Genomic DNA, 15,228 nt, shown 5'->3' on the forward strand with positions numbered 1-15,228 from the left:
TGCCCCCCGGGATGGTGATGGTGGCCTGACGCATGTCACTCTGTGGCTTGGAAACAAACGCCATCCATGGCCAATTCGGGGAAGGTGGACTGGTGACCATGGTGCAGTGGACCTCTGCGGTGGGCGCCTCGCAGCTCGCCCGGCTGCTCACGTCCCAGCAGGAGCGGCCCGCGGGCCCCGGCACGCGCCGCCCGCCCGCCTACCGCGCCCTCGCCGACGGTATCCGGCTGCTGGTGCTCGAAGGCCGCGTGCCCGTGGCCGCCCGGCTGCCCGCCGAACGCGAACTGGCGGTGGCCCTCTCCGTCAGCCGCACCACCGTGGCCGCCGCGTACGAGGCGCTGCGTTCGGAGGGCTTCCTGGAGTCCCGGCGCGGCGCCGGCAGCTGGACGGCCGTACCGGCGGGGAACCCGCTTCCGGCGCGCGGCCTGGAGCCGCTGCCCCCGGAGGCGCTGGGCTCGGTGATCGACCTGGGCTGCGCCGCGCTGCCCGCGCCCGAACCCTGGCTGACCCGTGCCGTGCAGGGCGCCCTGGAGGAACTCCCCCCGTACGCCCACACACACGGTGACTACCCGGCCGGCCTGCCGGCGTTGCGCGAGATGATCGCCGAGCGCTACACCGCGCGCGGGATCCCCACCATGCCCGAGCAGATCATGGTCACCACCGGGGCGATGGGTGCCATCGATGCCATCTGCCACCTGTTCGGGGGGCGGGGGGAGCGGATCGCCGTGGAGTCCCCGTCGTACGCCAACATCCTCCAGCTCATGCGGGAGGCGGGGGCGCGACTGGTGCCCGTCGCGATGGCCGAGGGCCTTGCCGGATGGGAGCTGGACCGCTGGCGGCAGGTGCTGCGGGAGGCGGCACCGCGGATCGCGTACGTGGTCGCCGACTTCCACAACCCCACCGGCGCCCTCGCCGACGAGGACCAGCGCCGGGGGCTGGTGGAGGCGGCCCGCTCGGCCGGGACCGTGCTGGTCGCCGACGAGACGATGAGCGAGCTGTGGCTCGACGAGGGTGTCTCCGTGCCGCGGCCCGTCTGCGGCTTCGACCCCGCCGGGTCGACGGTGATCACCGTCGGCTCCGCCAGCAAGGCCTTCTGGGCGGGCATGCGCATCGGCTGGGTGCGCGCCGCGCCCGACGTGATCCGCAGTCTGGTGTCCGCACGCGCCTACGCCGACCTGGGCACACCGGTGCTGGAGCAGTTGGGGGTGAACTGGCTCTTCAGCACCGGCGGCTGGGAACAGGCCGTGGAACTGCGGCGCGGCCAGGCCCGGGAGAACCGGGACGCTCTCGTCGCGGCGATCCGGCGGGAGCTGCCGACATGGGAGTTCGAGGTGCCCGGCGGCGGCCTCACCCTGTGGGTGCGTGCCGGGGGACTGTCCGGCTCGCGCCTGGCGGAGGCCGGGGAGCGGGTGGGGGTCCGGGTCCCGTCCGGCCCTCGCTTCGGGGTGGACGGGGCCTTCGAGGGCTATGTGCGGCTGCCCTTCACCGTGGGGGGCGCGGTGGCGGAGGAGGCAGCGGTGCGCCTCGCCGCGGCGGCACGGCTGGTGGAGAGCGGGGGGACGGCGGGCACGGGGGCGCCGCGGACGTTCGTGGCGTGAGCCGGGGCGCCGCGCGCAGGGGCCGCCGGGTGCGTGGGTTCCACCCGGCGGCCCCTGCGGTCGGCTCCTACGTCGTCTCCGCGACGGCCGCCTCCGTGGGCGCCGGTACCGTCTCGCCGTCCGCCGGCGTCGTCAGCGGCGGCAGCAGCTCCAGTACCGCCTGCCGGTGCGCGTCGCTGGTCGCGTCGTCGTGGGGGTCCGGGGTGGCCGGGACCTGGAGCCGGTGCACGGGGCCGCCGCCCAGGCGGGCGTATCCGCGCCCCGGCGGCACCTGAGCGACGGGTGTGGTCTGCGGGCGTGCCCCCAGCACGGCCTCCAACTGCTCGCCCGTCGCCGGCCCGAGGACGACCCGTGCACGGGTGTGCTGCCGGATCGCGTCGCCGAGCGCGTCGGCGCTGTCGAACTGTTCGGCCACGACGACGGTGACGCTCGCCGCCCGGCCGTGCCGCAGCGGCACCTGGAGCAGGGACTGCGGGTCCTTGCGGCCGTCGGAGGCGGCCAGGTGGGAGAAGGCGCTCGGGCGGTCCACGAGGATCCACAGCGGTCGCCGGGTGTCCTCCGGTGGGGGCTGGCCCTCCTGCCGGGCCCGGTTGGCGGCGATCAGCCGGCGCTCCGCCTCCGTGGCGGCCCATTCCAGGCTGGCCAGCGCCCCCGACAGCCCGCACTCGACGGCCAGGACGCCGTCCCGGCCGGTCAGGCAGGCGTACTCGCCGGTGCCGCCGCCCTCGACGACGAGGACGTCGCCGTACGGCAGGGCCTGGAGCGCGATGGAGCGCAGCAGGGTCGAGATGCCGCTGCCCGGCTGGCCCATGACCAGCAGGTGCGGCTCGGTGGAGCGGATGCCGGTGCGCCAGACCACCGGCGGGACGTCGCGCTGCTCCTCTCCGTAGCCGAGGGGGAGGGTGCGCTGCACCTGGAGCGGGTCGGTGAAGCCGAGGACCGTCTCGCCCGGCGCGGTGACGAACCGCTGGGCGGCGATGTCGGTGGGCAGCGGGGGCAGCACCGTGACGGTGAGTTCGTTGCCCTCCTCGTCCCAGGCGAAGTGGTACTCCCGGCCGCGGCCCGCCTTCGCGGTGAGCAGCTGCTCGACGCGTGCGCGGGCCTCCGGCTCCCCGTCGGGGAAGTACGCGGGGTAGCGGATCAGCAGCTGGGCGACACGACCCGTCCCGTCGAACTCGTACGAGGGGAACGCCTTCTCCCACTCGCCGCCGTGGCCGTACAGCGGGGCGGGGTCCTCGGCCGCGGAGAAGTAGGGGACGAGTGCCTCGTACAGCGACCTCAGGCGCTGCGTCTGGGACTCGTCGGGCCCCTCGGGGGCGGGCGGGGTGCGGTCCCGGCCCTGCCAGGCTGCCGCCGCCATCAGGGTGATGACGGCGAGCAGCGGTCCGTACGGCGCCAGTGCCACGACCAGGACCACCGACGCCACCAGGAACAGCAGCGGTCCGCGTCTGTCCTTGGGGGTCTCGGTCCACCTGCGCCGCCCGGCCGAGGCCAGCCGGCGCAGACCGCGGGTGATCGTGATCAGTGGATGGAGGACGTCGGTGGCGCTGTCGGCCGCCGTCCGGGCCAGCTCCCGGCTCCGGGCGATCTGCGTGCTGCCTGTGCTCAGGATGCGGGGGAGGGGGCGCCGGGCCACTGCAGTCTCCTCACGGTGCGTACGGACGAAGGGGGCGGCGTCAGAACTTGATGCCGCCGAGAAGGCTGGCCAGGCTCTCGCCGCCGGCCTTGATGCTGGGCGCGATGGCCGTGCTGGCGAGGTAGAAGCCGAACAGGGCCGAGATCAGGGCGTGCGACGCCTTGAGCCCGTCCTTGCGGAAGAAGATGAACACGACGATGCCGAGCAGGACGACGCCTGAGATGGACAGGATCATTGGGGCTCTCCTGGTGTTCGGTGGGGACAGTCACCATGAGTACTTCCAGGATCACAGCATGTATCCATACGATAAAAGGTGCAAACGGGGGAATTTCTTGTCTTTTCCCTCGTTCGGTGGAGGCTCGGTTGGGCCGCCTGAGCAGCGAAGTTGCGTCGAACGGGTCCCGTGGTGATCTTTGCCGCGGACGGGTCCGGCCATGTGCCCGCGGAGCCAGTACCCTGGCGATTCACCTGAACGGCGGCACATGAGAGGTAGCCCGATGAGCGAAGCCCCCGACCCCGAGGTCGTGGAGCTGGCGACCAAGATCTTCGATCTGGCCCGGCAGGGGCGGACCGAGGCCCTGATGGCGTACGTCGACGCGGGCGTTCCGGCCGACCTCACCAACGACCGGGGCGACTCCCTGGTCATGCTCGCCGCCTACCACGGCCATGCGGACGCCGTCCGCGCGCTGCTGGTCCGCGGCGCCGCGGCCGACCGGGCCAACGACCGAGGTCAGACGCCGCTCGCGGGCGCCGTGTTCAAAGGCGAGGCAGAGGTGATCAAGGCCCTGCTGGAGGGCGGGGCCGACCCCCGGGCGGGGACACCCTCGGCCGTCGACACGGCGCGCATGTTCGCCAAGGCGGACCTGCTCGAACTGTTCGGCGCCGACTGACACGACCGTGCTGCGGCGACGCAGCGCGCGCGATCCGACCAGGCAGGACGGCAGGACGGGGGGAGGCGGAACGGGGCCGCCGGAAATTTCGGTCGCGGTAGGCGGAACCACCGAGTCATCATGACGTCGTGATTCACGGACACGATGGCTGGGCAGGTGTTGCCGCACCGCGTGGACCGTGATCGGTCCGCATGGGCCACCGACGAGAGGCAGAGGAAGATGGTCTACAGCAAGCAAGAGACGGCGGGCGCTCCGACGTGTTGTCGCGCGACCAGGTAGTGCGTGTTCTCCGGTTGCGTCGACGCTTGATGTGAGGCTGTTTCCCATGTTCGATCCGGTCATAGCGCCCAGCGGCACCCTGCTCGGCCTCCTCCAGAGGGGACGCGGCGACGGGACGCTCCACGCGCTCACCGCCCCCCGTGCCGAGGCCCTCGCGGCCCTCAACCACTGCGTGCTGCGCGATCCCCGCCACGACTGGCAGGTGGAGAACCGCTCCCTGTACTACGCCCGGCTCTTCCTCGACCTGAGCGGCGAGCTGGACGAGATCGAGGCGCACCTCTTCGACGTCGAGGACGTGTTCGACACCGACGAGTCACGCACCGGCCTCGCCCTGGCCGTGCTCGGGCACCTCGCCTCCTACGGCAGGAGGGACGCCCTCGACCTGCTGCGCAGGTACGCCGCCTCCGGATCCAACTGGGCGTGGGCCCTGGACGAGCTGGCCCTGCGCGACGACGACTCGGGACTGCGCGCTTTGGCCGTGCCCGTCCTGACCCGCTTCGCCACCGACGCCGAGGGCGAGGCCGAGCTGGCCGCCGCCGTCCGCGACGCCTTCGAGCCGCGGCCGTGGCGTCTGTGGGCCGAGGACCCGCGCGAGGACGTCTCCGCCCGTGTGCGCGCCGCCCACGAGGCCGGCTGTTTCGACCGGTGGCAGCGGCAGATGCGGCCCACCGGCCCGCGCCCGGGATGGAGCGTGAGCGCCGTCTTCGACTGGGCCCAGCAGGGCCTCGAACGCGGCGCCGCGCTGCACGTGCCCGCCGCCCGCTGTCTGGGCGCGGTCGCCGGCCCCGAGGACCGTCCCGAGATCCTCCGGGCGGCCAGGGACGGCGTCGACGGCGCCCGCAGCACCGCGCTGCGCTACCTCGCCGACGGCGACGACCCCGAGGCGCTGGACCTGATCGAGGGCGCCGCCGCCGACGGGTCGGCCGCCGTCGTGGACGCCGCCGTCGACGCCTTCGAACGCATGCGCAGCGCCGCCGCCGTGGACCGGGCCCGTGCCTGGGCCGGCAGGCCCGACCTGCTCGGCGCCGCCGCCGGCCGCGTGCTCGCCTGCCGCGGCGGAAGCCAGGACCGCGACCTCGTCCTCGCCGCCCTGCGCGAGGCGGTGCGCGGTGAGGGCTGCGACGCACCGACCCTGTGGACCCTCGTCGACGGTGCCGGACGCCTGGGCATCGCCTGCGCCGCGCCCGTGCTGCGGCACGTCTACCGCGAGACCGCCTCCTCCCATCTGCGCGGCCGCTGCGCCGGCGCCCTCGCCGCCACCGACCCCTCCTTCCCGACCGGATTCGCCGTCGAGTGCCTGTGGGACTGCGAGGAGTCCACCCGCGAACTCGCCGCACGGCACGCCGAGACCGGCGACGCCCGTGTCGTGGAGCGGCTGCGCCGCCTCGCAGCCGACCCCGCCGAGGAGGCCGAGGTACAGACGGCCGTACGCAGCCGGATCGGTCCGGACCCGGCCGCCATGTGATCCGGGACCCGAGCGCCGGGCGTCCGCCGGACGCCTGCGCGCCCGCCGGGTGAACCCGCGGTGACCGGCGGGACGTGCACGCGTGGACACGGTCCGACGTGCCCGGGTGCGCAGTGCAACGCTCATGGGACGTTCCTCGTCCGGAAAGATCCACTTTGACGCGGCCACGTCCGGCGCGGCGACAACACCCGTATGCGTGTCGTCATCGTGACCGAATCCTTTCCCCCCGATGTGAACGGCGTGGCCCACTGCGCGCTCCAGACCGCCCGGCATCTGGCAGACCGCGGCCACCTTCCGCTCGTCGTCGCGCCGGCCCCCGCGCCCGGGAACAAGACCGACGCCACCGGGCCGTGCCCCGTCGTCCACGTGCCCTCCCTGCCGCTGCCCGGCTACCCCCAGGTCCGCGTCGCCCTGCCCAGCCGGCGCCTGGCGGCGGCACTGATCGGGCACCGTGCCGACGTCGTCCACCTGGCGAGCCCGTTCGTCCTCGGCGTCCGCGGCATGGCGGCCGCCGCCCGGCTCGGTGTCCCCGCCGTCGCCGTCTACCAGACCGACCTGGCCGGATACGCCCGCACCTACATGGGCGCCGGCGAGGCCGCGGCCTGGCGACGCATACGCTCCGTCCACGCCGCCGCCGACCTGACGCTCGCCCCGTCCAGCGCCGCCCGCGACGACCTGGAGGCACACGGGGTGCCGCGGGTCAGGCTCTGGCCGCGCGGCGTGGACACCGTCCGTTTCCGCCCCGACCGCCGCGACGAGGCACTGCGCCGCGCGCTGGCGCCCGGGGGCGAACTGCTCGTCGGCTACGTCGGGCGCCTCGCCCCCGAGAAGCACGTCGAACTGCTCGCCGGCGCCTGCGCCCTGCCCGGCGTGCGGGTCGTGGTCGTCGGGGACGGGCCCAGCCGCCCCGGCCTCGAGCAGGCGCTGCCCGGCGCCGTCTTCCTCGGCCGTCGCACCGGCGACGACCTCGCGCGGATCTTCGCCTCCCTCGACGTCTTCGCCCACACCGGTCCCTTCGAGACCTTCTGCCAGACCGTGCAGGAGGCCATGGCCAGCGGAGTGCCCGTCGTCGCGCCCGCCGCAGGCGGCCCGCTCGACCTGGTCGCCCACGGCCGTACCGGGCTGCTGGTGCCCCCGCACGACGCCGCCGCCGTCCGTGACGCCGTCGCCCGGCTGGCCGCCGGACCGGAGCTGCGGGCCGCCTACGGCACGGCCGCGCGCGCCATGGTCGAGGGGCGTACCTGGGCCGCCGTCGGCGACCGTCTCATCGGCCACTACGCGGACGTCCTGGCCGCCCGGCAGCCGGTGGTGGCGGCCTGATGTCCCTGAGGATCGTGCGGCTCGCCAACTTCGTCGCCCCCGCCTCCGGCGGACTGCGCACTGCCCTGCGGGAACTCGGCAGGGGCTATCGGGACGCGGGCCACGAGCCCGTCCTGATCGTGCCCGGAGAGCACCCGGACGACCGTGACACCGACCAGGGCCGCGTGATCACGCTGCCCGGACCGCTGCTGCCGGGCACCGGCGGCTACCGGGTCCTCGTCGACCGGAGGCGGGTGGCCCGGCTGCTGGAGGAGCTGGCGCCCGACCGCCTGGAGGTCTGCGACCGCACCACCCTGCGGTGGACCGGCAGGTGGGCGCGGCGGGCCCGAGTGCCGGCCGTGATGGTCTCCCACGAGACCGCTGACGGAGTGCTGCGCACCTGGGGACTGCCCGAGCCGGCCGCCCGGCGCGCCGCCGACGCCCTCAACATCCGCACGGCGCACACCTACGCGCGCGTGGTGTGCACCACCGAGTTCGCCGAACGGGAGTTCGTGCGCATCGGCGCCCGCAACGTCGTACGGGCTCCCCTCGGCGTCGACCTGGACGAACGGCATCCGGTGCTGCGCGACCCGGTGCTGCGCGCCCGCCACGCGTGCGCGGACGAGGTCCTGCTGGCCCTGTGCTCCCGGCTGTCGGTGGAGAAGCGGCCCGGCACCGCACTCGACGCGCTGGCCGAGCTGCGGCGCCGCGGAGTGCCGGCCGTGCTGGCGGTGGCCGGGGACGGGCCGCTGCGGGCCCGGCTGGAGCAGCGGGCGCGGGAGCGTGCCCTGCCGGTCGTCTTCCTCGGCCACGTCGCCGACCGCGCCCTGCTCGGTGCGCTCCAGGCGTCCGCCGATGTGTGCCTGGCGCCCGGCCCGGCCGAGACGTTCGGGCTGGCGGCGCTGGAGGCGATGGCGTGCGGTACGGCGGTGGCGGTCAGCGCCTCCTCCGCGTTGCCGGAGGTCGTCGGCTCCGCCGGGGTGGCTGCCGCCGACGACGGCGCGTCGTTCGCTGACGCCGTGCAGACGCTGCTCGGGCGTCCCGAGCGCGAGCGGCGGGAGGCGGCACGCGCGCGTGCCGAGTGCTTCGGCTGGGGTGCTGCCGTCGAGGCGTTCCTCGCCGCGCACGACGCTCCCGTGGCGCGGCGCGCGGTCCGTGCCGCAGGCCCCGTGGAGGCCGCGGGGCCTGCCCGTCCGGCCGGTGCCGCCGATCCCGCCCCCGTGGCCGGTCCGGCCGGTCGGGCCGATCCGGGGGGTGTCGGATGAGACCGGTCCGCTTCGTGGCGCTCGGCGACTCGCTGACCGAAGGAGTGGGCGATCCGGTCGGTGGGGGATGGCGCGGCTGGGCCGCGCTGCTCGCCACCGCGCTCGCCGAGGAACCGGCGGAGTTCACCAACCTCGCCGTCAGCGGCGCACAGACGCACGACGTCCTCGACCGGCAGCTGCCGGCCGCCCTCGCGTGCGAGCCGGACCTGGTGTCCGTGGTCGTCGGCGTCAACGACACCCTGCGCTGCACCTTCGACATCGGGGCCGTGGCCACCCGCCTCGACCGGGTGTACGGCGCCCTCACCGCACAGGGCGCCGTTCTGCTGACCGCGTGCCTGCCCGACCCCGGCTCGGTGCTGGGGCTGCCGAGCGCCCTCGCCCGCCCGCTGGCCCGGCGCCAGCGCGCGGTCAACACCGTCGTGCACGCGCTCTCCGACCGGTACGGCGCCCTGCACCTGCACGCCCACGAGGGCGCCTGGGTCACCGACCGCTCCTTGTGGAGCGCCGACCGGCTGCACCCCGGCGAGCGGGGGCACCGCCTGCTGGCCGTGCGCTTCCACGCGCTGCTGACCGAGGCGGGCCGCGCGACCGGGACCGCCCCCTCGTCCGAACCCGACTCCCCGGCGCCGACGCGCACGGCCGGCCTGTGGTGGCTGGCGACCGCCGGTACCGGCTGGGTGGCCCGGCGCTGCACCGACCTTCTGCCCCAACTGCTCACCCTCGCCGCCGGCGAACTGCACCACCGTGCCCGGGGCACGAGCGCCCGCCTCGACCTGAGGGCCTCGGCCGCGGTGTCGGCGGCGCTCGCGGCCCTGTCGGCGGCGGAACTGCCGGAGACCGCCGAGGTGGCCTGAGCCTCCTGCCCGCCGGCGGCGTCAGCGGCGCCGTACGGCCACGAAACGGAGCGGGGTGCCCGGCCTGGCCTGCGCGGCGGCCGCCAGGTCGGCCGTACGGACGACGGCGACCACCGGGTAGCCCCCGGTGGTGGGGTGGTCGGCGAGGAACACGACCGGCCGGCCGTCGGGCGGGACCTGTACCGCCCCCAGCACCATGCCCTCGCTGGGCAGTTCGCCGGCACGGGCGCGCTCCAGCGCCGGGCCCTCGGTGCGCAGCCCGATCCGGTTGCTCGCCGGCGACACCCGGTACGGATGCGAGGCGAGGGTCCGCAGCGCGGCCGGGGTGAACCACTCCACGCGCGGACCGGGCACGACCCGCAGGACCAGTTCGGCCGGGGGGCCGGGCTGCGGCGCTGCGTCCACGTGGCGGTACACAGCCGCGGGGCGCCCCAGCGGCAGCACCGCGCCGGGGGTGAGCGGCGCCGGCCCGAGCCCGGAGAGCAGGTCGCAGGAGCGGCTGCCGAGAACCGGATCGACACGGATGCCGCCCGAGACGGCGACATAGCTGCGCAGCCCCCGCACGGCCGCCCCGACCTCCAGCACGGCCCCGGCCGGCACGCGCACGGGCGCCGCCCAGGCGACCGCCCGGCCGTCCACCGTGACCGGGCACGGGGCACCCGTCACCGCCACGGTGACCGCCGAACGCGGGCGCACGGCACACCCGTCCAGCGTGGTCTCCAGGACGGCCTCCTCCGGCGCGTTGCCGACGAGCCGGTTGGCGAGCGCCGCCGCCGGCGCGTCCAGCGCCCCGGAACGGGGCACCCCGAGATGGGCGTGGCCCGGGCGGCCCCGGTCCTGCACGGTCGTCAGCGCCCCGGCCCGCACGACGGCCAGGGCACGGTCCGTCACGTCGCAGCCCCCGTGCGCACCCTGACGAAGCGCACGCGGGTGCCCGGTGACAGCAGCGCGGCCGGCACGCGGGCCGGGTCCCACAGCACGGTGTCCGTGGTGCCGATCAGCTGCCAGCCGCCGGGGGACGAACGGGGGTACACCCCCGTGTACGACCCGGCCAGTGCCACCGAGCCGGGCGGGACGGCGGTGCGCGGCGTGGCCCGGCGCGGAACGGCGCAGCCCGCCGGCAGGCCGGTGAGGTAGCCGAAGCCGGGCGCGAAGCCGCAGAAGGCGACCCGGAACTCGGCCGCGGCGTGGATGCGGGGCACGTCCGCATCGGCGACGCCCCAGTGGGCGGCGACCTCGGCCAGGTCGGGGCCGTCGTAGCGCACCGGGATCTCCACCGTCCCATGCGGCGGCGGGGCCGGGGGCGGGAGCGCGCCCTCGGTCAGCTCGGCCGCCAGCCGGCCGGGGTCGGCCAGACCGTCGAGCAGCACGGTCCGGGCCGCGGGGACGATCTCCCGGACCGTGATCCGGCCCTGCTCGCGGCGGCGGACCAGCTCCGCGTGCAGGACCTGCGCCTGCTCGCCCGAGGCCACCTCGACGAGCAGGGCGTCGTCACCGACGGGAAGGGCCCTCATGCGAAGGCCTCCACCGTGACGCCCGAGGCCTCCAGGCGGGCGCGCACCCGCCGCGCCAGGTCCACCGCGCCCGGGGTGTCCCCGTGCAGGCACAGGGAACGCGCGCGTACCGCGACCGTGACGCCCGAGCGGGCCGTCACCGCCCCGTCCCGGGCCAGGCCCACCGAGCGCTCCACCACCGCCTCCGGATCGCTCACCACGGCGCCCTCCCGGACGCGCGGCACGAGCGCGCCCTCCTCGGTGTAGGCGCGGTCCGCGAACGCCTCCGCCACGACCGGCAGTCCGGCCTTCTCGGCGACCTCCAGCAGCCGGGAGCCCGGCAGCCCGAGCACGGGCAGGGAAGCGCCGGCCAGCAGCACACCGTCGACGACCGCCCCCGCCTGCTCCTCGTCGTGCACGACGCGGTTGTACAGCGCGCCGTGCGGCTTGACGTACGCCACGTGCGCACCCGCCGCGCGGGCGAAGACCTCCAGTGCGCCGATCTGGTAGGCGACCTCGGCGGCCAGTTCGGCGGGCGGCACGTCCATCGCGCGCCGCCCGAACCCGGCCAGGTCCCGGTAGGACACCTGGGCGCCGATCCGCACGCCCCGCCCGGCCGCCAGTTCGCACACCCGCCGCATGGTCACCGCGTCCCCGGCGTGGAACCCGCAGGCCACGTTGGCGCTGGTGACGACGGACAGCAGCCGTTCGTCGTCGGTCAGCCGCCAGCGGCCGAAGCCCTCGCCCAGGTCGGCGTTGAGATCGATCGACGTCATGGGGTTCCGATACTCCTCGGTGTCTTCCGCCCGTCCCGCACCGCACCGCGACGGCGTGGGCGGAGGCAGCGGCGGGCCGCCCCGGTACGGCCGCCGGGAGCGTGGACGCGGGTGGACGGTCGCCGGTGCGGCGCAAGCGCCGCACCGGCGACCGGTGATCGCCCCCGCGGCGGACGCCCACGCGTGCGGGGACCGCGGGAGAGGGAGCGTGCGCAGGGGCCCACCTCGCAGACGGACGACGGACGGTGCCCCCGTGGGAGCCGTGCGTGGCACCGTAGAGGATCGTTCAACGATCCTTCAATACCGACGTTGTCCCGGCTCCTTCCCTGCGCTTGAATTCCGGGCATGGCAGAGCAGGCGGCGTCATGGGCCGACGACCGCGTCCTCCTGGGGCGCACCAGCACGGCCGAGCGGGTCTCCGACATCCTCCGCGGCCGGATCACCGACGGGTTCTTCCCACCCGGCACACGGCTGTCGGAGGAAGGCATCGGTGGGGCGCTCGGCGTGTCCCGCAACACGCTGCGCGAGGCGTTCCGCCTGCTCACCCACGAGCGCCTGCTCGTCCACGAACTCAACCGGGGCGTCTTCGTCCGGGTCCTGACGGTCGAGGACGTGGAGGACATCCACCGCACGCGCGCCCTCGTCGAGTGCGCCGTCGTGCGCGGGCTCGGCGAGCCGCCGTACGTCCTCGACGCGATGGCCGCCGCCGTCGCCGAGGGGGAGCGGGCGAGCGCCGAGGGCGACTGGAAGGCCCTGGGCACCGCCAACATCCACTTCCACCAGGCCCTGGTCGCCCTGGCCGGCAGCGAACGCACCGACGAGGTGATGCGCAGCGTCTTCGCCGAGCTGCGCCTGGCCTTCCACGTGGTCGACGAGCCGCGGCGGCTGCACGAGCCCTACCTCGCCCGCAACCGGCAGATCCTGCGCATGCTCCGCGACGGGAACGCCGCCGAGGCGGAGCGGCTGCTCGCGGTCTACCTTCAGGACTCGCTGGAACGGATGGTCGAGGTGTACCGGCGGAGGGTCGGGGACGACGGGTCCGCTCCCGGCTGACGCCCCGGCCGGCGCCGGTGGGCGAGGGGACGCGGGAGCCCCGGGGGGCACGAGGAGGACCGCGGACGCCCGGTGGCCGCGGCACGCCGGGGCCGGACCCCGGGGTGCCCCGCCGCGGGCAGCCGATCCGCGCCGTTTGGGTCGTTGTCGGACCGAGGACCTACGCTGTGCACCGTGACTTCGCCTGCTTCGACGGACCGTGTTCCGCCCCAGCTCAGCGCGGGGCCGCGCCCCGCCCCGGGCCCGGCCGCCGACGAGGGGCTGGCGCGGCGGCTGCGCGCGCTCGCCTGCACCGCGCCGATCCACGACCTCGACGCGCGCAAGGCCAACCTCGCCGGGGCGTACTCGGTCTACGGCATGGCGGAGATCGCCCTGGCCGCGATCGACCTCGTCACGCTCAACATGGACTTCGACACCGGCGCCGACCACGACCAGATCGTCGCCCGCCTGGTGCCCCGCGCCGCCGCCCAGGCCCCGCACCACCCCGCAGGCGAGCACGAGCGCGTGGCCCGCTGGGTCCTGGAGAACCTGATCAACGTCGGCAGCGTCGACCGCGGCTTCCGCGCCGCGTACGGCACGTTCGCCGCGGACGGCAGTTACGTCCGCCGCGACTACGACTTCAAGCTCCTGGAGGAGGTCCCCGGCCCCGGCGGCACGGTGTACCTGCGCACCACCGACGAGGCGGTCAACGTCCTGGTCGGCGCCCTCGACACCGATGTCACCAGCGCCCAGATCGCCGCCGAGGTCAAGCTGGAGGTGCTGATCAGCCGCGGTCGGCTGGCCGACGCCCAACTCGCCGCCGAGCAGGCCCGGTACCGGACCGTGCAGTACTCCGAGACCCTGCGCAGGGCCCTGGAGGCCACCCGGCGCAACGTGCGCGCGGTGGACTGGCTCGACGCCGTCCCCGACATGATCGCCGAGGCCCTCGACCACGTCGCCGACCGCTACCGGCACGAGAACGCGATCCTCACCAACATCCGCAAGGCCCGTGACGAGAGCGAGGACCCCGAGCACAAGCGGCGCGCGGCCGAGCTGGTCGACATCGTCAAGGACTGCATCCGCCGCCACACCCAGCTCCAGTCCCGCCTGCTGGAGGCAGGACCCCTCTTCCGCGCGGAACAGGACCGGCAGGCCTTCGCCGCGCCCGCGTCAGCCGCCGGGATCGACCTCTACGGGCACCTCCTCGCCCCGGTGTTGCCGCTCCCGCTGGAGCAGGCCACCCGCGTGACCGACGCGTTCTTCGCACGCGGCACCGGCCTGCGCACCCCCGTCTCCGTGCGGGTCGCCGACCTCGTCGACCTCCTGCTGACGCCGCCGGTGGAACGGGAGCACCTGGGCGCCGAGATGCCCGAGCCCGACCTCGTCGCCACGCCCGACGACAGCCGCTTCAGCGAGGAGCAGCTCGCCGCCGCCATGGCCCTGCTCGACCTGCCCGCCGACGCGCCGCGCCGCCTGTCCGGCCTGCTCGCCGAGGCCCGCCGCAAGGACCCGGAGCTGCCTTACCTGGTCGCCCTCATCGCGGTCCACGCGGCCAGCCCGGCCGTCGGCACCGCCTACCGGCAGGGCGAGGAGAAGCTGCTGTTCGCCGTGGACGACGGGACCGAACTCGACGACCACGAGTTCGGCGGCGCCGACCTCATCGTCGGCACGGCGCTGCTCGACGCGGCCGGCATGGCCGCCGACCGGACGGAAGCAGCATGAGTGACCAACCGCGCGACAAGGAGCACCAACCGTGACCGAGCACGTCGACCGGAGTGAGCCGGAGGCCGCCGCCGCACCGGTGAGCGGCGCCCTCACCCCCGCCGACGCCGCCGACGCGGCGCGGCTCGTCGCCTGCGGGCTCCAGCCGAAGCTGCAGCCCGCACGCGACCAGGAGTACACCGACCTGCTGCGCCGCTACCGGGAGGACCCGCCGTTCGCCCGGCTCGCCGACGCCGTCGCCGCCGGGCTCGGCCTGGTCGTGCTGGAGGTGTCGCCCCGCGCGGGAATGGCCGTGACCGCCGCCGAGGACTCGGTGTTCGCCGTCCGCATGGGCGACTACGCGCGCCGCACCTCCGCCGACTCCGGCGACCGGTTCCTGCACGGGCTCGCCCACCTCGCCGTCGCCGCCATGTCCTTCCCCCGGCCAGAGGACCTCGCCGACGACGGCTACATCGGCCGTGTCACCGTCAACGGCGTCGACGCCTTCGTCCGGCAGGCCTGCCGCCGCCTGGAGGAGCGGGCCGCCGAACAGGGCGAGAACACCGACCCGGCGACCCACGCCCCCGGCCTGGAGGCCGCCTGGCGGATCTGGGCCAGACGCAGCGCGACCGGTGCCACCAAGGACGCCCGCCGCCTGGCCGGTTCGACCACGGGCATCGTCGGCAAGGCCGTGGCCTTCCTCACCGACTCCGGATTCCTGCAGCGGACGGGCGACGACAACGGCGGGACGTACCGCACGACGGCCCGCTACCAGCTCCAGGTCCGCGACATGGCCGGCAACGCCGCCATGGCGGAACTGCTGGAACTGGGTGTCGTCCCGGTCACCGACGGCACCGCGACACTGCTGCCCGCAGAGCACACCGACGACCTGGAACTGGTGGCCGACGCCGGGCTGCCGTTCCATTCCTGAACTGCACCC

The 15,228-nt window shown here is 75.3% G+C and carries 14 protein-coding genes; 9 read left to right on the top strand and 5 right to left on the bottom strand.

Features of this window, described 5'->3' with window-relative positions:
- Positions 1-98 precede the first annotated feature (98 nt).
- The gene (locus I3F54_RS16525) at positions 99-1,598 is read left to right on the top strand and encodes a PLP-dependent aminotransferase family protein (protein ID WP_240119568.1); all 1,500 of its coding nucleotides are present in this window, start codon (positions 99-101) and stop codon (positions 1,596-1,598) included.
- A 67-nt stretch (positions 1,599-1,665) separates the two neighbouring features.
- Here I3F54_RS16525 and I3F54_RS16530 read toward each other — a convergent pair whose 3' ends face one another.
- Both I3F54_RS16530 and I3F54_RS16535 read right to left on the bottom strand, forming a co-directional pair.
- Positions 1,666-3,234 carry an ABC transporter ATP-binding protein gene (locus I3F54_RS16530; RefSeq protein ID WP_240119546.1) on the bottom strand — a complete coding sequence of 523 codons (1,569 nt, stop codon included), beginning with the start codon at positions 3,232-3,234 and terminating at the stop codon, positions 1,666-1,668.
- 40 nt (positions 3,235-3,274) lie between these two features.
- On the bottom strand, positions 3,275-3,469 hold the full coding sequence (locus I3F54_RS16535; protein ID WP_007380617.1) for a hypothetical protein: 195 nt from the start codon (positions 3,467-3,469) through the stop codon (positions 3,275-3,277).
- A gap of 262 nt (positions 3,470-3,731) precedes the next feature.
- Between I3F54_RS16535 and I3F54_RS16540 the strand changes: the two genes are divergently transcribed.
- From I3F54_RS16540 to I3F54_RS16560, 5 genes are all read left to right on the top strand, one after another.
- Entirely contained in the window at positions 3,732-4,124 is a 393-nt protein-coding gene (locus tag I3F54_RS16540) for an ankyrin repeat domain-containing protein (protein WP_240119547.1), read from the top strand.
- A gap of 325 nt (positions 4,125-4,449) precedes the next feature.
- Complete coding sequence (locus I3F54_RS16545; RefSeq protein ID WP_240119548.1) at positions 4,450-5,868, top strand: HEAT repeat domain-containing protein; 1,419 nt, start codon at positions 4,450-4,452, stop codon at positions 5,866-5,868.
- A gap of 192 nt (positions 5,869-6,060) precedes the next feature.
- On the top strand, positions 6,061-7,188 hold the full coding sequence (locus I3F54_RS16550) for a glycosyltransferase family 1 protein (RefSeq protein ID WP_240119549.1): 1,128 nt from the start codon (positions 6,061-6,063) through the stop codon (positions 7,186-7,188).
- Complete coding sequence (locus I3F54_RS16555) at positions 7,188-8,432, top strand: glycosyltransferase (RefSeq protein WP_240119550.1); 1,245 nt, start codon at positions 7,188-7,190, stop codon at positions 8,430-8,432. Before I3F54_RS16550 ends, I3F54_RS16555 begins: the two co-directional genes overlap by 1 nt.
- Positions 8,429-9,286 carry an SGNH/GDSL hydrolase family protein gene (locus I3F54_RS16560; protein WP_240119551.1) on the top strand — a complete coding sequence of 286 codons (858 nt, stop codon included), beginning with the start codon at positions 8,429-8,431 and terminating at the stop codon, positions 9,284-9,286. The genes I3F54_RS16555 and I3F54_RS16560 overlap by 4 nt, the downstream gene beginning before the upstream one ends.
- A 21-nt stretch (positions 9,287-9,307) precedes the next feature.
- On the opposite strand, the gene I3F54_RS16565 is transcribed toward I3F54_RS16560, so the two are convergent.
- The 3 genes from I3F54_RS16565 to I3F54_RS16575 are packed head-to-tail and all read right to left on the bottom strand — an operon-like array spanning position 9,308 to position 11,555.
- Entirely contained in the window at positions 9,308-10,177 is an 870-nt protein-coding gene (locus I3F54_RS16565) for a biotin-dependent carboxyltransferase family protein (RefSeq protein WP_240119552.1), read from the bottom strand.
- Complete coding sequence (locus I3F54_RS16570) at positions 10,174-10,800, bottom strand: allophanate hydrolase subunit 1 (protein WP_240119553.1); 627 nt, start codon at positions 10,798-10,800, stop codon at positions 10,174-10,176. Before I3F54_RS16570 ends, I3F54_RS16565 begins: the two co-directional genes overlap by 4 nt.
- Positions 10,797-11,555 (bottom strand): LamB/YcsF family protein, encoded by a 759-nt coding sequence (locus tag I3F54_RS16575; protein ID WP_240119554.1) that lies wholly within the window; start codon positions 11,553-11,555, stop codon positions 10,797-10,799. The genes I3F54_RS16570 and I3F54_RS16575 overlap by 4 nt, the downstream gene beginning before the upstream one ends.
- A gap of 345 nt (positions 11,556-11,900) precedes the next feature.
- Here I3F54_RS16575 and I3F54_RS16580 point away from each other — a divergent pair, with 345 nt between their 5' ends.
- From I3F54_RS16580 to I3F54_RS16590, 3 genes are all read left to right on the top strand, one after another.
- Positions 11,901-12,608, top strand: coding sequence for a GntR family transcriptional regulator (locus tag I3F54_RS16580; RefSeq protein WP_240119555.1), 708 nt, complete (start codon positions 11,901-11,903; stop codon positions 12,606-12,608).
- Between the two features lie 174 nt (positions 12,609-12,782).
- Entirely contained in the window at positions 12,783-14,309 is a 1,527-nt protein-coding gene (locus I3F54_RS16585) for a hypothetical protein (RefSeq protein WP_240119556.1), read from the top strand.
- Between the two features lie 31 nt (positions 14,310-14,340).
- Positions 14,341-15,219 (top strand): hypothetical protein, encoded by an 879-nt coding sequence (locus tag I3F54_RS16590; RefSeq protein WP_240119557.1) that lies wholly within the window; start codon positions 14,341-14,343, stop codon positions 15,217-15,219.
- The last annotated feature ends 9 nt before the right edge of the window (positions 15,220-15,228 follow it).

This window comes from Streptomyces sp. MUM 2J (assembly GCF_022414535.1).
Taxonomy (GTDB): domain Bacteria; phylum Actinomycetota; class Actinomycetes; order Streptomycetales; family Streptomycetaceae; genus Streptomyces.